Origin of the sequence: Micropruina sp., from assembly GCF_047602385.1 — a bacterium.
In the GTDB taxonomy this organism is placed as follows: domain Bacteria; phylum Actinomycetota; class Actinomycetes; order Propionibacteriales; family Propionibacteriaceae; genus Micropruina.
Genome location: NZ_JASGHL010000001.1, coordinates 360,869 through 380,793, shown reverse-complemented (window position 1 = coordinate 380,793; position 19,925 = coordinate 360,869). Strand labels below are relative to the sequence as shown.

General features: G+C 72.4%; 16 protein-coding genes. 8 read left to right on the top strand and 8 right to left on the bottom strand.

Annotated elements, in window-relative coordinates:
• Window positions 1–7: 7 nt before the first annotated feature.
• Window positions 8–517 (bottom strand): PPA1309 family protein, encoded by a 510-nt coding sequence (locus QM711_RS01750; protein WP_415095995.1) that lies wholly within the window; start codon window positions 515–517, stop codon window positions 8–10.
• Window positions 517–1,566, bottom strand: coding sequence for a PDZ domain-containing protein (locus QM711_RS01745; RefSeq protein ID WP_415095994.1), 1,050 nt, complete (start codon window positions 1,564–1,566; stop codon window positions 517–519). The genes QM711_RS01750 and QM711_RS01745 overlap by 1 nt, the downstream gene beginning before the upstream one ends.
• A gap of 122 nt (window positions 1,567–1,688) precedes the next feature.
• Between QM711_RS01745 and QM711_RS01740 the strand changes: the two genes are divergently transcribed.
• Window positions 1,689–3,035, top strand: coding sequence for a zinc-dependent metalloprotease (locus tag QM711_RS01740; protein WP_415095993.1), 1,347 nt, complete (start codon window positions 1,689–1,691; stop codon window positions 3,033–3,035).
• Between the two features lie 93 nt (window positions 3,036–3,128).
• On the opposite strand, the gene QM711_RS01735 is transcribed toward QM711_RS01740, so the two are convergent.
• Both QM711_RS01735 and QM711_RS01730 read right to left on the bottom strand, forming a co-directional pair.
• Complete coding sequence (locus QM711_RS01735; RefSeq protein ID WP_415095992.1) at window positions 3,129–3,302, bottom strand: M48 family metallopeptidase; 174 nt, start codon at window positions 3,300–3,302, stop codon at window positions 3,129–3,131.
• Window positions 3,272–3,658, bottom strand: a complete 387-nt coding sequence (locus QM711_RS01730) for a hypothetical protein (RefSeq protein WP_415095991.1) — start codon at window positions 3,656–3,658, stop codon at window positions 3,272–3,274. Before QM711_RS01730 ends, QM711_RS01735 begins: the two co-directional genes overlap by 31 nt.
• A gap of 253 nt (window positions 3,659–3,911) precedes the next feature.
• Here QM711_RS01730 and QM711_RS01725 point away from each other — a divergent pair, with 253 nt between their 5' ends.
• The gene (locus QM711_RS01725; protein ID WP_264700852.1) at window positions 3,912–4,073 is read left to right on the top strand and encodes a DUF5679 domain-containing protein; all 162 of its coding nucleotides are present in this window, start codon (window positions 3,912–3,914) and stop codon (window positions 4,071–4,073) included.
• 85 nt (window positions 4,074–4,158) lie between these two features.
• Here the strand turns inward: QM711_RS01725 and QM711_RS01720 are convergent, their stop codons facing one another.
• The 3 genes from QM711_RS01720 to QM711_RS01710 are packed head-to-tail and all read right to left on the bottom strand — an operon-like array spanning window position 4,159 to window position 6,661.
• Window positions 4,159–4,794 carry a response regulator transcription factor gene (locus QM711_RS01720; RefSeq protein ID WP_415095990.1) on the bottom strand — a complete coding sequence of 212 codons (636 nt, stop codon included), beginning with the start codon at window positions 4,792–4,794 and terminating at the stop codon, window positions 4,159–4,161.
• Window positions 4,794–5,060 (bottom strand): sensor histidine kinase, encoded by a 267-nt coding sequence (locus QM711_RS01715; protein ID WP_415095989.1) that lies wholly within the window; start codon window positions 5,058–5,060, stop codon window positions 4,794–4,796. Before QM711_RS01715 ends, QM711_RS01720 begins: the two co-directional genes overlap by 1 nt.
• Entirely contained in the window at window positions 5,039–6,661 is a 1,623-nt protein-coding gene (locus tag QM711_RS01710) for a hypothetical protein (RefSeq protein WP_415095988.1), read from the bottom strand. The genes QM711_RS01715 and QM711_RS01710 overlap by 22 nt, the downstream gene beginning before the upstream one ends.
• A gap of 135 nt (window positions 6,662–6,796) precedes the next feature.
• Between QM711_RS01710 and QM711_RS01705 the strand changes: the two genes are divergently transcribed.
• The 3 genes from QM711_RS01705 (at window position 6,797) to QM711_RS01695 (ending at window position 9,512) form a co-directional block, all read left to right on the top strand.
• On the top strand, window positions 6,797–7,126 hold the full coding sequence (locus QM711_RS01705) for a hypothetical protein (protein WP_415095987.1): 330 nt from the start codon (window positions 6,797–6,799) through the stop codon (window positions 7,124–7,126).
• A gap of 152 nt (window positions 7,127–7,278) precedes the next feature.
• Window positions 7,279–8,151 (top strand): hypothetical protein, encoded by an 873-nt coding sequence (locus QM711_RS01700; RefSeq protein ID WP_415095986.1) that lies wholly within the window; start codon window positions 7,279–7,281, stop codon window positions 8,149–8,151.
• Between the two features lie 35 nt (window positions 8,152–8,186).
• Complete coding sequence (locus QM711_RS01695; RefSeq protein ID WP_415095985.1) at window positions 8,187–9,512, top strand: ABC1 kinase family protein; 1,326 nt, start codon at window positions 8,187–8,189, stop codon at window positions 9,510–9,512.
• On the opposite strand, the gene QM711_RS01690 is transcribed toward QM711_RS01695, so the two are convergent.
• Window positions 9,423–11,561, bottom strand: a complete 2,139-nt coding sequence (locus QM711_RS01690; protein WP_415095984.1) for an ATP-dependent DNA helicase UvrD2 — start codon at window positions 11,559–11,561, stop codon at window positions 9,423–9,425. The genes QM711_RS01695 and QM711_RS01690 overlap by 90 nt on opposite strands.
• Before the next feature lie 284 nt (window positions 11,562–11,845).
• On the opposite strand from QM711_RS01690, the gene QM711_RS01685 reads away from it, so the two are divergent.
• Genes QM711_RS01685 through recD form a run of 3 tightly spaced genes read left to right on the top strand, consistent with a single transcriptional unit; the run spans window position 11,846 to window position 19,913 of the window.
• Window positions 11,846–14,953, top strand: coding sequence for an exodeoxyribonuclease V subunit gamma (locus QM711_RS01685; RefSeq protein WP_415095983.1), 3,108 nt, complete (start codon window positions 11,846–11,848; stop codon window positions 14,951–14,953).
• Window positions 14,950–18,159, top strand: a complete 3,210-nt coding sequence (locus QM711_RS01680; protein WP_415095982.1) for a UvrD-helicase domain-containing protein — start codon at window positions 14,950–14,952, stop codon at window positions 18,157–18,159. The genes QM711_RS01685 and QM711_RS01680 overlap by 4 nt, the downstream gene beginning before the upstream one ends.
• A complete protein-coding gene (recD, locus tag QM711_RS01675; protein WP_415095981.1) occupies window positions 18,156–19,913 on the top strand; it encodes an exodeoxyribonuclease V subunit alpha in 1,758 nt (585 codons plus the stop codon). The genes QM711_RS01680 and recD overlap by 4 nt, the downstream gene beginning before the upstream one ends.
• Window positions 19,914–19,925 lie beyond the last annotated feature (12 nt).

Here is a 19,925-nt window from a genome sequence, read left to right as displayed (position 1 = left end):
TTCGGTGTCAGTCCAATGTACGTGCCAGCGCGGACGCCAGCCCGGGCACCAGGTCGGTGCCCGACAACAGTTCGTCCGGATGACTGCGGATCCGGGCGACGCCGTAGGAATCTCCCGCTCGGCTCGCGCCGACGACCACCCGGATCTCTTCGCGTCCGGGATGGCTCCGGACGTGGTCGGACGCCGCCGCCCCGCCGGGCAGGTCGTCGCCTGCGTCACCGGGCAGGAAGAATCGTTCGAGGCTCAGCGCCACGCCGGCCACGGTCGCCGGCCAGGCGATCCTGGCCAGCGCCTCACCGAGGTCGGCACCGGCCGCGAAGCCCTCCTGCTCGATGGCCGACAGCTGGTCCGGCTGCGGTTCGGTGCCGCCGCTGAGGTGCGCGGCCAGGTGCGGCTCGGCGGCGATCAGGTCGGCGGTGGGCACCAGGGCGAACAGCCGCGCCGGTTGGTCCCAGCCGACTCCACCGACGTGCCGCTCGATCTCCAGCAGGGCCGCGACCAGCGCATCGGAGGCCATCAGCCGCAGCCCTGGACGCGGCCGGCCCGGGCCGGGTCCTTCAGGTCTTCCAGGGTCGCGATCGCCTCCGAAAGCGTCCCCACCCGGACCAGCCGGACCGGTGTGTTCAGCCCCCGCACGTCCGGGCAGTTCGCGGTGGGCACCAGGAAGATGGACGCCCCGGCCGCCTCCGCACCGGCGATCTTCTCCTGGATGCCGCCGATCCCGCCGACCACGCCGTCCCCGGTGATCGTCCCGGTGCCGGCCACCGACCGGCCGGCGATCAGGTCGTCGGGCGAGATCAGGTCGTAGACGGCCAGCGCGAAGATCAGGCCGGCGCTGGGGCCGCCGATGTCGGGGCTGATCCGGAACGTCACCTCAGGCGCGTAGGAGTAGCCGACGGCCAGGTTGATGCCGACCACCGGCTGCGATGCGTTGGCGTTCGAGCCCACCGACCGCACCGTCGGGCTCAACTGCTGACGGTCGCGCAGGATGGTGAACAGGATCGGATCGCCCACGTTGTGCTTGTTGATCGCGGCGCGAACATCGGCGACGCTGCCGACCGGCCGATTGTCGATCTTGAGGATGAAGTCCCCCGGCCTGAGGTTGCCGTCCGCCGGGCTGCCGTTGGACACCCCGATCACCATCGGGTACTCGACCACCTTCTGGCCGGCCGCGCGCAGCGCCGCGGCCACCGCCGACGACTGCGAGTTGTCCATCATCTGAACCTCGCGGGCACGAATCTCGTCCACGCTGACGCCCGCGGGGTAGACCACGTCCCTGGGCAGCACCTCGCGGGCCGAGAGCCAATAGGAGAGCAGCGCCTCGGGCAGCGTCAGCTGACTGTCCGCCCTGGTCACCGAGACCGTGGTGAGCCGCAACTGACCGGTGGTCGGATGGGTCACCGCACCCTGGACGTCCACCCGGGCCTGACCGTCGACGGGTTCGAAGAGATTGACCGTCGAGCCGGCGGACCAGCTCACGTACGGCACCGGCGTCAGCGAAACGACCGCCGCGAGAGCCACGAACAGCAGCGCCGAGACGGCGGCCGTCCAGGTCTGCTTGGTCACCCCACGACCCTAGCGGACTCACCCGGACCGGCCGCTGCGCATCCCTTGGCGGGTGCGGGACAATGGCGGGGTGTGCCGGCGCCACCGGCCCGACGATCAACCCTCGACCACAGGAGCCCGCCATGGCTACCGAACCGGAACTCCCCGACGACGCCGATCGGCCGAACGAGGAGAACCCGCTCGCCCAGTTCCTCGCCCAGTTCGGCATCACGCCCGGCCCGGACGGCGAGTTCGACATGGCGGCCCTGACCCAGCGCCTCCAGTCGGTGATGGCCCAGTTCCAGACCCAGATGGCCGGCTTCGGGCCGACCGACTCCAGCAGCGGGATGAACTGGACGTTCACCAAGGACATCGCCCGCCGGGTGACCTCTTCGCTGGGTGCGGATCCGACGCCTTCGGCGTCCCAGGCCGGGCAGGTCCGGGACGCGTCCGGGCTGGCCGACCTCTGGCTGGACGAGGCGATCGCCTTCCCGCGGGTGACCGCGCCAGTGGCGGCCTGGAGCCGGGCGGACTGGGTGGAGGGCACCTTCGAGACCTGGCAGAAGCTCGGCAACCCGATCGTCACCAGCCTGTCGACGGCACTCGGCGCCCTGATGGCCCGCGAGGCGGGACCGGGCGAGGAGTTCATGAAGCCGATGGTGCGCGCCGCGGCGTCCGGCATGTTCGCCGCCCAGGTCGGCCAGTCGCTGGGCAGCCTATCCGCCGAGGTGCTGAGCGTCAGCGACATCGGGCTCCCGCTCGGCGCGCGTCCGCAGGTCGCGCTGCTGCCGGCCAATATCGAGGCGTTCGGGGCCGAACTGGAGTCGGTCACCCCCGCCGACGTCCTGCTCTTCCTGGCTCTGCGCGAGACGGCCCGGCAGCGACTTTTCGCGGCGGTCGGCTGGCTCGGCCCGCAGCTGCATGCGCTGGTCGAGCACTACGCCCGCGACATCACCATCGACACCGCCGCCCTGGAGCAGGCGATCGAACAGCACCTGAGCGCAGCGATGAGCGCCGACGACCTGGAGCGGGCCGGGCAGACCCTGGCCGGCAAGCTGTTCGAGCCGGCGGTCACCCCCGAGCAGGCGGAGGTGCTGGAGCGCCTGGAGACCCTGCTCGCCCTGGTCGAGGGCTGGGTGGACGAGGTGGTCGGCCACACCATGGCCAAATGGATGCCGAACGGAGCCGCCCTGACCGAGATCGTCCGACGCCGGCGGGCGGCGGGCGGGCCGGCCGAGACGGCGCTGAAGTCCCTGGTCGGGCTGGAGTTGCGGCCGCGGCGGACCCGCGACGCCGCGAATCTGTGGGCCGCCGTCCGAGCGACCCGTGGTGCCGAGGCCCGGGATGCCGCCTGGGACCACCCCGACCTGATTCCGACCGCGGCCGATCTGGACGATCCGCTCGGCTACGCCGAGCACGGTCACGTCAGTGCCCCCGACGACCTGGACGCCGAACTGCAGAAGCTGCTGGACCAGGAGGGCGGGCGGTAACCGCTGGTCGAGTTGCCCGCCGTCCGGGGCGTTGATCGAGCGGTGTCGAAATCCCTGCCAGTCCCGGGTTCGACGCGCTCGACCAGCGGCGAATCAGCTCCCTTCGAACGGCCGGCCCTGCGCGCTGCTCCAGCCCTCCAGGAAACCCTTGGCTCGCTCGGCCTCGGGGTAGCGGGCGACGAGCGCGTGGAACCGGGCCGAATGGGTCCGCTCCAGCAGATGGGCCAGTTCGTGGATCAGCACATAGTCGGCCACCCAGTCCGGCATCTGCTGCAACCGGTCCGAAGCCGGATCTCGCCGGTCGCCGTGGTACAGGACCCCCAGCGCTGGCGTTGGCGCGCCGACCAGGTGACGGTCAGCTGCGGCACCGTGGCGCCGGGTTCGGCGAGATAGCGGGTGAACAACTCGGTCGCGCGAGCGGTGAGCGCGGCGTCCGCCGCCGGCGGCCGCCGGTTGGACTCCTGCTCGAGGAACCGGGACACGAAGCCCGGAATCAGCTCCCGCTCCTGCCGGGCAGTCAGTCGATCGGGCACCAGCACGACGAGCCGGCCCGCCTCTCGGACGATCCCCATCGTCGTCCGGCGGCGTCCGCTGCGCCGGATCTCGTACTTCTCCGATGACATGGCCGGAAGCCTAATCGGATGCTCGGACAGTTTGATCCGCCCCCGCCGGGCGTCGTGTTGACCTGCCACCCAGCCCCCTACTACGGTCTGTCCAGACGGGGCTCACCGGTCGGTCCGCTCGCAGGGGAAGGCAAGCGGATACGGCAGTGGGCCTCGTCTTCGCCTGTGGGCATGTCCGCCGCGGGTGCCGTATGCTGAACCGGCAAAGCGCGCTGTGAGCATTGCCAGCGCACACATCTATAGGAGGAATGACGTGGCCGACGACACCTACAGCGGTTCGTTCTACTGCGTGAAGTGCAAGGACCACCGCGACGCCACCGGCGACGTGACGGTCAACGCAAAGGGAACGCGAATCGCCAAGGCCAAGTGCCCCGTTTGCGGGACCAACCTCACCCGGTTCCTGCCCAAGGCTTGACGTACCCGCGAAGGCGCCGCACCTGGTGTGCGGCGCCTTTGCACGTCCGGACCCGGTTTCCGGCTGTCCTCCCCCGCGGCGGCGCTCAGCGGGAGTCGAGGTAGGCCAGCACGGCGAGCACCCGGCGGTTCGTGCCTTCGTCGGGCAGGCCGAGCTTGAGGAACACCGACCGGATATGCGCCTCCACGGTCCGTTCCGACACCACCAGCCGGTCGGCGACCGCGGTGTTGGACAGCCCCTCGGCCACCAGCCGCAGGACGACCAGCTCACGCTCGGACAACTCGCCCAGTCCAGAGCCGGCGTGCGTCTTGACCAGCGCCCGGACGACAGTGGGGTCCAGTGCGCTGCCGCCGTCGGCGACCCGCTCCGCAGCGGCGACGAACTCGGCGACGTCCAGCACCCGGTCCTTCAGCAGGTAGCCGAAGCCGGGCGAGCCGATCAGTCGCACGGTGTGCCGCAGGTCGATGTGCTGGCTGAGCAGCAACAGCCCCAGGTCGGGATGCGATTGGCGCAGCGCTGCCGCGGCCTCCGCTCCGTCGGACTCCATCCGCGGCGGCATCCGCACGTCGACGACTGCCAGCGCGGGCGTCAACTCGCCGACGGCCGCGACCAGCGCGGGAGCGTCCCCCACGGCGGCGACGACCTCGTGGCCCTTTTCCGCGAGCAGCCGGACGAGGCCCTCGCGGAACAGGACGGAATCCTCGGCGACCACGATCCGCATCACAGCACCGCGCGGATCGTCGTGCCGCCGCCGGGCGTCGCCGAGACACTCACGGTGCCGCCGACGGAGTGAACTCGGTCACGCAGCGAGGTCAATGGGGCCGCGTCGTCCAGGCCACCCACGCCGTCGTCGCGCACTTCGATCGAGAGCCGGTCTGTCAGCGCGGTGACCGATACGGCGATGCTCGATGCCCGCGCGTGCTTGAGCGCGTTGGTGACGGCCTCGCTGACGAACAGGTAGGCGGTCAGCGCCCGGGTGTCGCCCACGTCCGGAAGATCGTCCACGTGCAGGGCGAGCGGCAGCGGAGTGGCCTCCCGGACCGCCACCAGCGCGGCGGCGAGTCCTTCGTCCAGGAGGCTCGGCCGGACGCCCTGGGCGATGCGTCGGAGCTCTTCGACGGTGCCGGCCAGTTCGGCCACGGCAATGTCCACCTCGGCTGCCTGGTCGGCCGGCACCGCTCCTGGAGCAGGCGCAGCCGCATACCCGTCGCCACGATCCGCTGCTGAGCGCCGTCATGCAGGTTGCGCTCCAGCCGTCGGCGTTCGGCGGCCGACGCCTCGACGAGCCGGCGACGGCTCGCCTGAGTCTCGGCCAGCATCTCCTTGAGCCCCAGCCGCAGCCGGCTCATCTCGATCGGGACCCAGGCCAGCCGGGCGAGATCGGTGAGCCGTCGACGCGCCCGCACCGAATCGGTGCCGAGAGTGACCCGTGCGATCGTGTCGCCACCCGCTTCGATGGCGAGCCCCGAAGGCTCGGCGACGGGGGCACCGGCCACCGCAGCCCATCCCCCGGTGGGCCGGGCGACGTGCACCACCAGCCCCGGGTCGTCCATCGCGACGCGCAGGACCGCCTCCACGTCCTCGGGTGGCCGGCGGCCGGCGCGCACGTCGGACGCGAACCGCTCGACCGCGGCCAGGGCGAGGAACCGGTCGCGGTCCACGACGCTGCCCACCCACCGGGCCAGCTGCCGCTGGACGGGAAGCAGCACCAGTGCGGTGACGAACGCGGCGACACCCGTGGTCAGCCCGGTCCCGAGCGAGACGGCATGGCTCACGCCGTAGACCACCACACCGAACACGGCCGCCGAGAACAGCAGGGTCAACAGCCACGCGGTGGTCTGGCTGATCACCCGATCCACGTCGAGCAGGTCGTAGCGGACGATCGCGACGCCCACGGCGGCCGGCACCAGGACCACGATCGCGAGCAGGAAGGGCGTGTAGGCGGCGCCGAGAGATGCGCCGAGCAGCTCGGCCACCCAACCGCCCACGAGCAGCACCAACACGAGGATCCCGGTCAGCAGCAGCCAGCGGATCTGCCCCCGAGTACGCCGGTCGCCGCGACGGTACCGGGTGCCGAGCGAGGCTGCCGCCAGCAGAATCGAGGCGGCGATCGCGACGAACGAGGTCAGGCCGACCGGCGGCACCCACGGGCCTTCGGGTCCCCCGACCACGTCGCCGGCGGCCTGCCGGGCACCCCACTGGGCGGCCACGCTCGCGACCGTCGCCACCGCGAAGAGCGCCACGGCTGCGCGCGGCACCGGGCCGCGGGTGCTTCCGGCCGGGAACACCAGCATCAGCGCGAGCAGTCCGGCGAGGTTGAGCGGCCAGATGCCGCTCGACCACGGCAGCGCCGCCAGCGGGCCCACGTGAGCCGCCACCAGCGCGATCGAGGCGGTGCTCCAGGCCAGCGCGGGCCCCACCGGCGAGGTGCGGTCGTGACGCACCACGACCCAGGCCACGGCAACGGCGAACCCGCAGGCCAGGCAGGCGACGAACCCCTCCCAGTCCGAGATCGCCACGGCATAGCCACCGGCAACCACGACAGTTGCCGTCGCGAGGCCGGTGAGCAGCCTGGGGACGCGCACCATGCCCTCATCGTGCCAGCGTTCCGCCTCCCCTTCCTCAGTGCTGGCACTGCCTGGCAATGCCGTGCTCGCCCGCATGTGCCCGACGGGCGCGGTGGTGAGACTTGATCTCATCACCGGCAATCAACAGGAGCAGTCATGAACCTCATCTTCACGATTCTTTTCGCCTTCGGCATCGGGTACGCCGTCAAGCAGCGCTGGACCGCAGTCGTCCTCTATCTCGCCCTCGACGCGATCCTGTTCAGCTACCAGACCGTCGGGGTCCTGCTCAGCTGGATGGCCGACCGGCCGCCGATCGCCTTCGGTCCCGCCCCGTCCCGCTTTCCGATCGAGTACGACCAAAGTGAGGTGTGGGGCTACGGCGTGGTCAATCTGATCATCATCGTGGCGGGAGTCGGCCTCGTCGTCCTCGGCAACCGGGTGGCCGCCCGCCGCGCGAGCCGACGCGCGTCGGTCGCCGTCTCCTGAATCACCGCCGGGTCGCGCGCTGGAACAGCACCGGTCCGGCGCGCGGCCCGGGTGTTGTCCGTGGGCGACCAGGTGTTGTCAGGAGCCGTCTCGGTGTTGTCCGTTCGCTCGGCGCGGGTGACTCAGGACCCGGATCCGGACACGATGGCGAGGTGACCTCGCGGCCGTTCGAATGGCAGCTCACCGCTGCACTGCCCGTCCTGCACAGGCCCGACGGCGGCCTGCAACTCGGTCTCGAAGCCCCGGCCGGTCTCGTCCTGGCGTCGCTGCCCGCTGCCGCGTCCAGGGTGCTCGAAGCCCTGAGCCGACCGTGCACCAGCGAGCGGCTCGAACAGATCGCCGGGTCGTCGTCCGGTCGCTGGCTACCGGGTTTGCTGGCGGCCCTGGCGGAAGCCGGGCTGGTCGCCGAACCCGCGCCGGCGTCCCAACCGATCACGGTGGTGGGCTCCGGGCGGTTGACCGAGCTGGTCACCCAACTACTCCTGGACGCGGTTCCGGCACCGATCCGGGTGCTTGGTCTGGGAGCACTCGGCGTACCGAGGGCGATCGAGCGGCTGCGGCACCGCCATCCCGACCGGCTCAGTTTCGCGGCGGCGCCCGACACCCACGACCAGACCGGGCTGGTGCTGTGCTGCGCTGCGTCCATGGAGGCCGATCGGGTGCTGCTCAGCGAACTCGGCGGACGGCCGCAGCTGGTGGTCAGCGGCAGCGATCTGGGGGTCAGCGTCGGACCGTTGATCGTTCCCGGCCGGACGCCGTGCCTGCACTGCGAGGACCTGCACCGCACCCAATGCGACCCGGCCTGGCCGGAACTGCTGGCGCAGCTGTGCCGGCAGCGGCCGGCGCCCGTCCGCGCGGCAGAGCTGCACTGGGCGGCCAGCACGGCCGTGCTGCATGCCCGCTCCTGGTTGGCCGGACGGCTGCCGGACTCGGTGGCCGCCACCGTGATCCTGGACGCCGACGGCTCGCTGCGCGTCCGCCGGCTGCGGGCCCACCCCGGCTGCGGCTGCGGGGCGGCGAGGTAGCTCGGCAGCCTTTCCCGCGTTGGCACAATGGCGCCATGACCAGCCCCGACCGGCCCGGCGACGAGCGGGAACTGCCGACCTCGTCGCTGGCCCGGGCCTCGAAGATGCTCTCGCTGCCGCTCGGGGCGGCGGGTCGTCAGGCGGTCGGCCTGGGCAGGCGGCTGCTCGGCGCGGACGCCGACAGGGTGGACGCCGAACTGCGGGCGGCGGCGGCGGAGCAGCTGTTCGCCGTCCTGGGTGAGCTCAAGGGCGGGGCGATGAAGTTCGGCCAGGCGTTGAGCATGTTCGAAGCCTTCCTGCCCGAGGAGGTGGCCAAGCCCTACCGGCAGCACCTGGCCAAGCTGCAGGACAGCGCTCCCCCACTGCCGTCGTCCCGGGTGCAGGCGGTGCTGCGCCACGAGTTGGGGCCGCGCTGGCGGGAGCGGTTCGCCAGTTTCGATCTGCGGCCGGCCGCGGCGGCGTCCATCGGACAGGTGCACCGGGCGGTGCTCACCGACGGAACCCCGGTGGCGGTGAAGCTTCAGTACCCGGGGGCCGACCAGGCGCTGCGCTCCGATCTGCGGCAGATCGAGCGGCTCGCCGGCGTCGTCGCACCGCTGGCCGGTGGGGTCGACGTGGTGACGATCAGTCGCGAACTCGCCGAGCGGATCTCCGAAGAGATCGACTACACCCTGGAGGCGGAGAACCAGTCCCGCGCCGCGGCCGCCTTCGCCGGCGATCCCGAGTTCGCGGTGCCGCGGGTGTGGGAGGCGACCCCGCGGCTGCTGGTCAGCGACTGGCTGGAGGGCCGCCGGCTGTCCAGCGTGGCGGAGGCGCCGGCGTCCGAACGGAACCGGGTCGGGCTGGCCTACGTCCGGTTCCTGTTCGCCGGGCCGGCGCGGGCCGGCCTGTTGCACGCCGATCCGCACCCCGGGAACTACCTGGTGCTGCCCGACGGACGGCTCGGTGTCGTCGACTTCGGGCTGGTCGCCCGGCTGCCGGACGGGTTGCCGTCCGCGATGGGACGGCTGATCCGGCTGGCCATCGCCGACGACGCCGCCGCGATGACCAGGGGGCTGGCCGACGAGGGATTCATCGCCCGCGACGTGGACGCCGGGGAGCTGCTCGGCTATCTGGGACCGTTCGTCGAACCGGCCCGGGTCGAGGAGTTCCACTTCGACCGGGAATGGATGCGCGAGCAGTTCCTGCACGTGCGCGGCAGTTCGGCCCGCCACGGGGTCGCCATGCGACTCACCATTCCGCCGGTCTACGCGCTGATCCACCGGGTCTGGTTAGGCGGAATCGCCGTCCTGGCGCAGCTGGACGTCACCGCCGGTTTCCGTGGGGTGCTCGCCGAGCTGCTGCCCGGCTGGCACGACTGAACCGGCCCGCAGGATCGAGAACACTGCGTCCGCGTACTTGTCCGCCTTCGAGCGGCCCACCCCGGCGATGGCCAGCAGCCCGTGCTCGTCGGCCGGACGCGACTCGGCGATCGCCATCAAGGTGGCGTCGGTGAACACGCAGAAGGCGGGCAGTCCGGCCTCCGCCGCCTCTTGACGGCGCCACTCGCGCAGCAGTTCCCAGGTGCGTTCGTCGTAGTTGGAGGGGCAGCCGGCGTGCCGGCCGAGCTTCAGCTCGGCCCCGGCGGCGAGGGTGCCGCCGCAGACCCGGCAGACCAGGCTGTGTTTGCTGCGGCTCTTGCGTCCGGCGCCGCCGCGCTCCGGCCGGGCAGGTTCGGTCTCGGGGCGGATGCCGTCCAGGAACCGGGACGGCTTGCGGCGCGCCCCGCCGCCGTTGCGGGAGCTCGCCCACGAGATCCACAGGTGCCGCTTGGCGCGGGTGATGCCGACATAGAGCAGCCGGCGTTCCTCGGCCACCTGTTCGGGTGACTGGGCCAGGGCGAACGGCAGCGTGCCCTCCTGGACGCCGACCAGCGCCACCCCCTCCCATTCCAGGCCCTTCGCCGCGTGCAGGGTGGAGAGCGTCACCCCGGCTCCGGCCGGGGCGTGCTCGGCCCGGGCCCGCTCGTCCAGCTCGCCGAGCAGTTCGGCCAGCGTGGCGGCGGGCGCCTCGGCGACGTGGTCGACGGCGAGTTGGAAGAGCGCGGCCCAGGACTCCCAGCGCTCCCGGGCCTGGCCCTGACCGGACGGCGGTTCGGTTGTCCAGCCCTGGCCAGCGAGCACCCCGCGGACCGTCTCCAGCACGTCGCCGGGTGCACCGAGTTGGCCGCGCAGCGCGATCAGCGCGGCCCGCACTTCGGGGCGCTGGAAGAACCCCTCGGACGCGCGCAGGCTGAACGGCACCCCCGCCTTCGACAGTGCGGCCTCGTAGGCCGGCGACTGGGCGTGAATGCGGTAGAGCACGGCCAGTTCGGACGGCGGGACGCCGTCGGCGATCAGGCCGGACAGCCAGCGCGCCACCTCGGCGGCTTCATCGGGTTCGGTGGCGGCCTGGGTGAACCGCGGCTGCGGCCCGCTGCCGCCCTGGGCGATCAGCCGGACGCCCTCGCCCGGACCCCGGGCGTGCAGTACCCGGTTCGCCAGGTCGACCACCTGGGTGGTGGAGCGGTAGTCGCGGACCAGCCGGATGATCTCGGCACCCGGGTGCCGGACGCCGAAGCGGGTCAGGTAGCTGGAGCGGGCGCCGGCGAAGGAATGGATGGTCTGGGCGGCGTCGCCGACCACGCACAGGTCGGGCCGTTCGGCCAGCCACAGTTCCAGCAGCTTCTGCTGCAGCGGGCTGACGTCCTGGTACTCGTCGACCACCAGGTGCCGGTAGGTGCGGCGCACCTGGGTGCGGACGTCGTCGTGGTCGGAGAGCAGTGCCACCGCGCAGAGCAGGACGTCGTCGAAGTCGATCACGCCGCGGTCGCTCTTGATCTGTTCGTAGCGGCCGTAGATCCGGCCGACGGCGGTGGCGTCCACGCCGGACACCTCGCGGCCCTGGTCGGCGGCGAGTTCGGCGTAGTCGGCCGGGGGCACGTTGCTCACCTTGGCCCAGCTGATCTCGGTGAGCAGGTCGCGCAGGGTGCCGGATTCGGCGCGGTGGCCGAGCAGCCGTCCGGCCGCCTCGGCCATCATGCCGGCCCGGTGATCGCTGACCCGCGGCAACTCGTGGCCCATCGCGTTCGGCCAGAAGTACTGGGCCTGCCGCAACGCCGCGGAATGGAAGGTGCGCGCCTGAACCCGAGGGAAACCGAGGCTGCGCAGGCGTCCGCGGAGCTCGCCGGCGGCCCGGGTGGTGAAGGTCACCGCCAGTACCGCTACCGGGTCGTACGCGCCGGTCGCGCAGCCGTAGGCGATCCGGTGCGTGATGGCCCTGGTCTTGCCGGTGCCCGCACCCGCGATCACCGCCACCGGGGCGCCGAAGCTGGTCGCCACGGCCCGCTGTTCGGGGTCGAGAGCGGCCAGCAGCGCATCGGGATCGGGCACGTCAGACACTGTAGAACGATCGTCCGACACTTCCTCGTCGGCGGTGGTCGGGCACACCTGTCCCGTCACCCGTGGTACGCGGGGACGGTTCCTTCGTTCCACCCGACGCCACCTGCGGCACGCGGGGACGGTTCTTTCGTTCCACCCGACGCCACCTGCGGTACGCGGGGACGGTTCTTTTCGTTCCACTTTGGAACGAAAGAACCGTCCCCGGCGGTCCACGAGAGGCCCAGATCGGGGCGGCGCGAGAAGTGTCGGCGGCGCACCCTAGGGTGTTGCCCACGATGACCGGACTGTTCTTGCACCAAGCCGACGACGCCTCCGCGCTGGCCGCCGAGTTGGCGTCCAGGTTCGGCGGGGTGCGTGCCGATCCGTTCGCGCTCGACCTGGTGGTGACGCCGCACGCGCATCTGCGGCGCTGGCTCACCAACGAACTGGCGCACCGGCTCGGACGCCCCGGCGAGGGCATCTGCGCCGGCGTCCGGTTCGTCACCCCGGCGCGGCTGCTGCATGAACTCGGCGACCCGGGACGGTTCTGGCGGCCCCGGCAGCTCGCCTGGCGGCTGCTGCAGGTGATCGCCGACAACCCCGACGAGCCGCGATTGGCGCAACTGCGGCGCCACCTGGCCGGATCCCGCACCAGCTATCCGGTCGCCCATCGGATCGCCGGACTCTTCTCCCGGTACCTGCACTGGCGTCCCGCGATGGTGTCGGCGTGGGAAGCCGGCGAGAACGCTGACGAACACGGCGCCGACCTCGGCTTCGACTCCTGGCAGCCGGTGTTGTGGCGGCTGGCCGCCTTGGAGACCAGCCCGCTGGCGGCCGCCGGCGGCTTCCTGGCCGGCCTCCGTCGCGACCCGGGCGCGCTTCCGCTGCCCGAGTCGCTGTCGTTCGTCCAGCCCGATCCGCTGTCGCCGTGGTGGCTGGACGTCCTCGACGCGCTCGCCGAACATCGCAGTATCCACGTCTCGGTCACCCAGGTGACCACCCGCAGTGACACCGAACCCGAGCCGGGGCCGGCCACCCGGCTGACGACCTTCGCCCGCGGCGCCCAGGCCGGGCTGACCACGCGGGCGACCGTTCGCACGCTGCCGGCCACGGCGTCCGGACGCCCAGGGACGCTGCGCTGGCTGCAACGCCGGCTACGCGGCGAGCGCCCCGAGCCTCCCCCACCCGACGGCACTGTGCAGGTGCACGGCGGCCACGGCCTGGAGCGCCAGGTGGAGATCCTCCGCGACGCGATCACCGGCCTGCTCGCCGCCGATCCGACCCTGGAGCCGCGCCACATCGTGGTCGGCTGCGCCAATCTGACCGCGGCGGCCCCGCTGATCCAGGCCGCTTTCCGGCTGCCCGCCGGGGTGTCCGGACGGCACCCGGCCAACGACTTCCGGGTCCAGCTGGCCGACCGCAGCTCGGCCGAGGTGAATCCGCTGATCGGCGTGCTGGTGGAGGTGCTGACCCTGATCTCCTCCCGCGCCACCGCTGCCGACGTGATCGACTTCTGCGCCCGTCCGGCGGTCGCCGCCCGGTTCGGTCTCGACCCGGACGCGATCGAGCGGCTGACTCGACTGACCGAGGAGTCGGGCATCCGCTGGGGACTGTCCGCCCAGCACCGCGGCCGCTACGACCTCGCGAGAGTGCCGCAGAACACCTGGGCCGCGGGACTGCAGCGAATGCTGCTCGGAGTCGCGCTCAGCGAAGCGGAACTGCCGGTGATCGGCACCGTGCTGCCGCTGGATGACGTCGAGGACGGCGACCTGCCGGCCCTCGGCGGGGTCTCCGAACTGATCAGCCGGCTGTCCCGGTTGTCGACCGAGTGCGAGTCGCCGGTTCCGCTGGCCGAGTGGGTGACCAGGCTGCAGTGGGCGCTCGACGCGTTTGCGCTGGTCGCCGGCGACGCGGTCTGGCAGCGCACCGACGCGCTGCTGCGGGTCGCCGACCTGGCCGAGCGCGGTGCCGGCGACGCTCCGCTGTCCCTGACCGAGATCACCGACCTGGTCAGCGACGAGTTCCAGCGCGGTGAGGCCCGCTCGACCTTCGGCAACGGCGCGCTCGCGGTGTGCTCGCTGCGGTCGCTGCGCGGGGTGCCCTACCGGGTGGTCTGCCTGCTCGGCCTCGACGACGGGGTGTTCCCGCGTTCGCCGGAGCGCGACGGCGACAACCTGATGCTGCGGGATCCGCGGCCCGGCGAACCGGACCCGGCCGCCGAGGACCGGCAGGCGCTCGCCGACGCGATCGGCGCCGCTCGCGACGCGCTGGTGATCGTGCACCAGGCGCGCTCCGCCCAGACCAACGAAGAGATTCCGCCGCCCGCGGCGGTGGCCGACCTGCTGGAACTGCTGGCCGAGGCCGGGGTGACCGAGCGGCAGCACCCGCTGCAGCCGTTCAGCCCCACCCTGTTCGTCGCCGACGCGCCCCGCAGCTACGACCCGGCCGGGCTGCGGGGAGCGTTGGCGGTGAGCGGTCCGCGCTCGGTACCGGTGGCCTCCGCGCCGATCCCGCCGGCTGCGCCGCTGACCGAGGTGGGCCTGGACGACCTGACCGCCTTCGTCCGCGACCCGGTGAAGCACTTCCTGCGCGAGCGCTGCGGGCTGAGCTACTGGCAGTCCGAACCGCTGCCCGACGAGATCCCGATCGAGCTGGACGGGCTCAGCCGCTGGGCGGTCGGCGATCGGCTGCTCGCGCTGGCCCGCTCGGGCCATTCGGTCGACGACGCCGTCCGGGCCGAGTGGTTGCGCGGCCAGGTCCCGCCCGGGGCGCTCGGCACTCGGCTGCTCGACGGCCTGGCCGGCCAGCTGCGACCCATCGTCGAGTCGCTGCCGGTGCCGTCCGACGAACCGGTCCAGCACCATGACATCGCGCTCGACTGCGGCCCGGTCAGGCTCACCGGACGGGTCGCGACGCAGCGCGATCTGGTGCTGCAGGCGACGTTCTCCAAGCCGTCCGAATCCCGCTCGGTGGGCGTCTGGCTGCAGTTGCTGGCGCTCTCCGCGACTGCCCAGGGGCAATGGCGGGCCGCCCTGGTCGGACGTGGCGGGCGCCGCCTCTGGCGTGGCCCCGATCCCGCGACAGCGCACGCCCTGCTGTGCCGCTGGGTCCGGCTGTACCGGCTAGGGCTGGACGCACCGCTGCCGTTGCCGCTGCGGTTCGGTGCTCGGTTGGGTGGGCTGCTGGCCGACGACAAGGACCCGTTCGCCGAGCGGCGCACCCTCCGCTACGCCTACAGCGACGACCGTTCCGCGCAGTGGAGCCAGTTCTATCCGGAACTGGAGGACCTGTTGGCCGTCCCGGTCGGCGACGACGATCTCGACCAGCCCGGCGAGTCCGTGCTGGCCTGCGCGGCGGCGCGGCTGATCTGGCATCCGATCGATCAGTACGAGGTGCGGCGATGACCAGCTCCACCGAGTTCGATCCCACCGTGCCACTGCCGGCGGGCACGACTGTGCTCGAGGCGTCCGCCGGCACCGGAAAGACCCACGCCGTGGCGGCGTTAGCCGTCCGGCTGATCGCCGACGGCGACACCACCCTTGATCGCCTGCTGATGGTGACCTTCGGACGCAACGCCACCCGGGAGCTGCGGGCCAGGGTCCGCCGGCACCTGCTGGACGCCTTGGCCGCGGCCGGGCCCGGGCCGGCGCGCGACCGGCTGACCGCCGCGGTGGCCGGCTTCGACGCCGCCCTGGTGATGACCATCCACGAGTTCTGCGCCGCCATGTACGCCCAGCTGGGGATCCTGGCCGGCGCGGACCCTTCAGGTGGCGTGATCGCCGATCTGCGGCCGCTGGTTCGCGAGGTCGCGCATGACCTGTATCTCAACCGGTACGCCTTCGACGCGCGACAGCCGCCGTTTCCGCTGAGTGACGACCGGCGCAACGGCGTCACCGGCGCGGTCAGTCTGGCCGAGGCCGCGGTCGACCATGCGCTGCGCCCGATCGTGCCGACCGATGCCGACGGCGCCATCGGCCAGCGGATCGGCTTCGCCGAGAGCGTCCGCCGGGTGGCGGCCGAGCGGCGGCGGCAACTCGGCGTGCTCACCTTCGACGACCAATTGGTCCGCTTGCGCGACACCCTGGCCGACCCGAGCAGCGGCGAGGCCAGTTGTGCGCGGCTGCGCGACCGGTTCGATGCGGTGCTGGTCGACGAGTTCCAGGACACCGACCCGGTGCAGTGGGAGATCCTCTCCCGGCTGTTCGACGGGCACCGCCGGATGGTGCTGATCGGCGATCCCAAGCAGGCCATCTACACCTTCCGCGGTGCCGACATCGCCGCCTACACCCATGCGGTGACTACGGCGAATGCCCATTTCTCGCTGAGCGTGAACCACCGCAGCGACGAAGCTCTGGTGCGCGGGCTGGGTGAGCTGTTCACCGGCTTGCAGCTGGGCGAGGCGATCGAGGTGCACCCGGTCGCCGCCCACCGGGATGGCTGCGGCGTCCGGGCGGTCGGCGGCTGGCCGATCGCCCCGGTGACGCTGCGCACCCTGGACGACGAGGTACGGCACTGGGAGGCGCTGGAGCGGATCCGGGGCGACCTGGTCCGCCGGGTACGGGCCATCCTCGACGGCCAGCAGCTCGCCGACGCCGACGGCTGGCGCGCGGTCCGACCGAGCGACCTCGCGGTGCTGGTGCGCTCCAATCACGGCGCATCCCGGGTTGCCGAAGCGCTGCGCGCGGCTGGCATTCCGGTGGCGTTGAGCGGCTCCGACAGCATCTACGCCTCACCCGCCGCCGACGACTGGCTGGTGCTGCTGCTGGCACTGGCCTCGCAGCGCCGGTCCGAACTCCGGCAGGCACTGATCGGCTCGTTCTTCGGACTGTCCCTGGCCGACCTCGCCACCGCCGACGACGGCCGCCTCGCCGACTGGACGGCCACCATCCGGCAGTGGGACCGGATCCTGGCCCGGGCCGGGGTGGCGGCCCTGTTCGCGTCCATCTGCGCCGAGACCAGCTTCATCGACCGGGTGCTGGCCCGGCCCGACGGGGAACGGACGATGACCGACTTCCGGCATCTCGCCGAGGTGCTGCACGAGGCCTCCGGACACACCCGGCCCAGCGCCACCTGGCTGGCCGAGTGGTTGCAGGCCGAGCAGCGCAAGGTCGCCGACGACGAACGCACCCGCCGGTTGGAGACCGACGCCGAGGCCGTCCAGGTGAAGACCGTGCACGGGGCGAAGGGGCTGCAGTTCCCGATCGTGCTGCTGCCCGACCTGTGGCTGAAGACCGCGGGCGACGACGACGGCCGCAAGCTGCTGCTGCATGACGACGACAATCGGGCCGTGCTCGATCTCGGTGGCCTGGACGCCGCCGGCCGGGCTCAGCGCCGGCGACGCGCCGACAACGAAGAGGCCGAGGAGGACCTGCGGCTGCTCTACGTGGCGTTCACCCGGGCCCGCTCCCAGGTGATCGCCTGGTGGGCAAGAACCCAGCGGACGCCGCGCTCGGCGCTGCAACGCCTGCTCTACCGCGACCGGACACGGCTGCCGGCGGCACCGGCCGCCGGCTTCCCGCTCGACCGCGACCCGGGCGCGCTTCCACCCGGCGACCTGCCATGGCTGCGGAGCGCCGAGGCGGTCGCCGTCGAAGCGGTCAGCGTGGACACCTCGGTTCCCCCCAACCCGAGCCGACCGGTGGCGGTCACCGAACTCCGCGCGCTGAGCTTCGAGCGCACCATCGACGCCGACTGGCGCCGGACGTCCTACTCGGGGCTGACCGCCGGAGTGCACGAACAGGCGCCGTTGCTGGCCGACGAACCCGAGCAGGCCACTTCGATCGTGACTCCGGCGTCCGCCACCGCGCCGTCCCCGATGCGCGACCTGCCCGGCGGCACCCAGTTCGGCACCCTGGTCCATGCCCTGTTCGAGCAGGTCGATCCCGGCCCGGACGAAGCCACCCTGCGGGCCCGGCTGCGGGCCGCGGCGTCCGAATGGCTGCCCCGATTCCCACTGCCCGGAGTCACCGCCGACCTGCTCGCCGACGCGCTGATGCCCGCCTTCGCGACGCCGCTGGGCCCGCTCGCCGACGGCCGCAGCCTGGCCCAGCTGCCGATCGGCGATCGGCTGGCCGAACTCACCTTCGACCTCCCGATGGCGCCGGCGACCGCCTTCACTCTCGGCGATCTGGCCGAGGTGCTGCGGTCGCACCTGTCCCCCGACGACCCGCTGATCGGCTACCCGGCCCTACTGGCCGACCCGGCGTTGGCCGATCAGCCGCTGAAAGGTTTCCTGACCGGCAGCATCGACGCCGTGCTCCGGGTCGGCTCGGTGGAACAGCCCAGGTTCGTGGTGGTCGACTACAAGACCAATCGGCTGGGCGGTGACGAGCTGACCCTGGGCCACTACGCGCAGGGACCGATGGGGGCCGCCATGTGCGCCTCGCACTACCCGCTGCAGGCGCTGCTCTACTGCGTCGCGTTGCACCGCTTCCTGGCCGGACGGCTGGCCGGCTATGACCCCGAGCAGCACCTCGGTGGGGTGCTGTACCTGTTCGTCCGCGGGATGGGCGGCCCGGAGGCCGGCTCGGAGACCGGGGTGTTCGCCTGGCGCCCGCCGGCCGGGCTGGTCGAACGACTGTCACAGATCCTGGGAGGTGGGCGACGATGACCGATCCGGCGCTGTCGGTCGCCGCCACCGGGCTGGCCGGCGAATTCCACGCCCTCGGCGTCCTGGACTGGCCCGACCTGCACCCGGCTCGCCAGTTCACCCGGTTGTACCGCGAACCCGACGAGCGGGTGCAGCTGGCCGCGGCGTTCGCCGTTCGTGCGCTGCGGGCCGGATCGGTCTGCCTCGAACTCGACCGGGTGCGCACCGGGGTGACCGGACGCGACGACGAACTGGTCGAGGTGCCCGAAGGCCTGTGGCCCGACCCCGATGAGTGGCTCGCGGCACTGCGGGGCAGCCCAGCGGTGGCCCACGGCGACGCCGGAGACCTGACCCGGCCGCTGCGGCTGGTCGACCACAAGCTCTACCTGACCCGCTACTGGGAGCAGGAGGAGCAGGTCCGGCTGAGCCTGCAGCAGCGCACACTATTGCATCCCGTCGCGGCGCAGCCCGCACAGTTGCAGGGCTGGCTCGATGAACTGTTCCCCGCGCCGGACGCCGACCCGGATCAGCGCCGGGCCGCCGCCCAGGTGGCCAGCTCCGGCGTGACCGTGCTGGCCGGCGGGCCCGGCACCGGGAAGACCAGCACCATCGCCCGGATCCTGGCCCTGCTGTTCCGCCAGGGGGTGCAGCGGGTGGCGTTGGCGGCACCGACCGGCAAGGCGGCCGCCCGGATGGACGAGGCGCTCCGGCAGGCGTCCGCTGATCTTCCGGCCGATCTCGCCGGACGGGTCGCGGCGCTTTCGGCGAGCACCTTGCACCGGCTGCTGGGTGCGCAGCCGCACCGGCGTCCGGCCTTCCGGCACAACCGGGACAACCCGCTGCCACACGACGCCGTGATCGTCGACGAGTTGTCGATGGTGTCGCTGACCATGATGGCCCGGCTCACCGAGGCGCTCGGTGCGCGCACCCGGCTGGTCCTGGTCGGTGACCCGGACCAGCTCAGCTCGGTGGGTGCCGGTGCGGTGCTCGGTGACCTCACCCAGGCGTCCTGGCGGGGCACCGGCGGCCGGACCCCGGTGGTGCGACTGCGGCACAACTACCGGTTCACCGGCGTGCTCGGCGAGCTGGCAGAGGCGGTCCGGGCCGGCGACGCACCGCGGGTGCTCGAGCTGGCGACATCCGGGCATCCGCGGCTCACCCTGACCGCGCCGGGCGGGCCACAGGAGGAAATCCGGGCCAGGGTCGTGCACATCGGTCGCGGCATCCACACCGCCGCGACCCGCGGGGACGCCGCAAGCGCCCTGGACCTGCTCGACCAGCACCGGCTGCTCTGCGCGCACCGGCACGGCCCGCACGGTGCGACCACCTGGGCTCGGCAGGCGGAGTTCTGGCTGCGCGCGTCCGTGGCCGGGTTCGGCGCCGAGGGCGACTGGTACGCGGGACGTCCCGTGCTGGTCACCACCAACCAACCCGACTGGGGCCTCTACAACGGCGACACCGGGGTGGTGCTGACCAATACCGGGCGGCCGCTGGTGCATTTCGCCGGCGGGGTGAGCCGTCCGCTCGGTCCCGATCTCCTCGGCCCCATCCAGTCGGTCGACGCGCTCACTGTGCACAAATCGCAGGGCAGCCAGTTCGCCGCGGTCACCCTGGTGCTGCCCGACGTCGACTCGCCGCTGCTCACCCGTGAGCTGCTCTACACCGCGGTCACCCGGGCTCGCGAGGCCGTCCACCTGATCGGGACGCCCGAGGCGTTGGCCGCAGCGGTGCAGCGGACGGCGCGGCGCGCGTCCGGGTTACGCGAGCGGCTGTGAGCCACGGCGACC

What these genes read in the sequence shown, in the direction of transcription:
- QM711_RS01750 (WP_415095995.1), bottom strand. Translation starts at nt 517, where the DNA reads ATGGCCTCCGATGCGCTGGTCGCGGCCCTGCTGGAGATCGAGCGGCAC.
- QM711_RS01740 (WP_415095993.1), top strand. Translation starts at nt 1,689, where the DNA reads ATGGCTACCGAACCGGAACTCCCCGACGACGCCGATCGGCCGAACGAG.
- QM711_RS01735 (WP_415095992.1), bottom strand. Translation starts at nt 3,302, where the DNA reads ATGCCGGACTGGGTGGCCGACTATGTGCTGATCCACGAACTGGCCCAT.
- QM711_RS01730 (WP_415095991.1), bottom strand. Translation starts at nt 3,658, where the DNA reads ATGTCATCGGAGAAGTACGAGATCCGGCGCAGCGGACGCCGCCGGACG.
- QM711_RS01720 (WP_415095990.1), bottom strand. Translation starts at nt 4,794, where the DNA reads ATGCGGATCGTGGTCGCCGAGGATTCCGTCCTGTTCCGCGAGGGCCTC.
- QM711_RS01710 (WP_415095988.1), bottom strand. Translation starts at nt 6,661, where the DNA reads ATGGTGCGCGTCCCCAGGCTGCTCACCGGCCTCGCGACGGCAACTGTC.
- QM711_RS01705 (WP_415095987.1), top strand. Translation starts at nt 6,797, where the DNA reads ATGAACCTCATCTTCACGATTCTTTTCGCCTTCGGCATCGGGTACGCC.
- QM711_RS01695 (WP_415095985.1), top strand. Translation starts at nt 8,187, where the DNA reads ATGACCAGCCCCGACCGGCCCGGCGACGAGCGGGAACTGCCGACCTCG.
- QM711_RS01685 (WP_415095983.1), top strand. Translation starts at nt 11,846, where the DNA reads ATGACCGGACTGTTCTTGCACCAAGCCGACGACGCCTCCGCGCTGGCC.
- QM711_RS01680 (WP_415095982.1), top strand. Translation starts at nt 14,950, where the DNA reads ATGACCAGCTCCACCGAGTTCGATCCCACCGTGCCACTGCCGGCGGGC.
- recD (WP_415095981.1), top strand. Translation starts at nt 18,156, where the DNA reads ATGACCGATCCGGCGCTGTCGGTCGCCGCCACCGGGCTGGCCGGCGAA.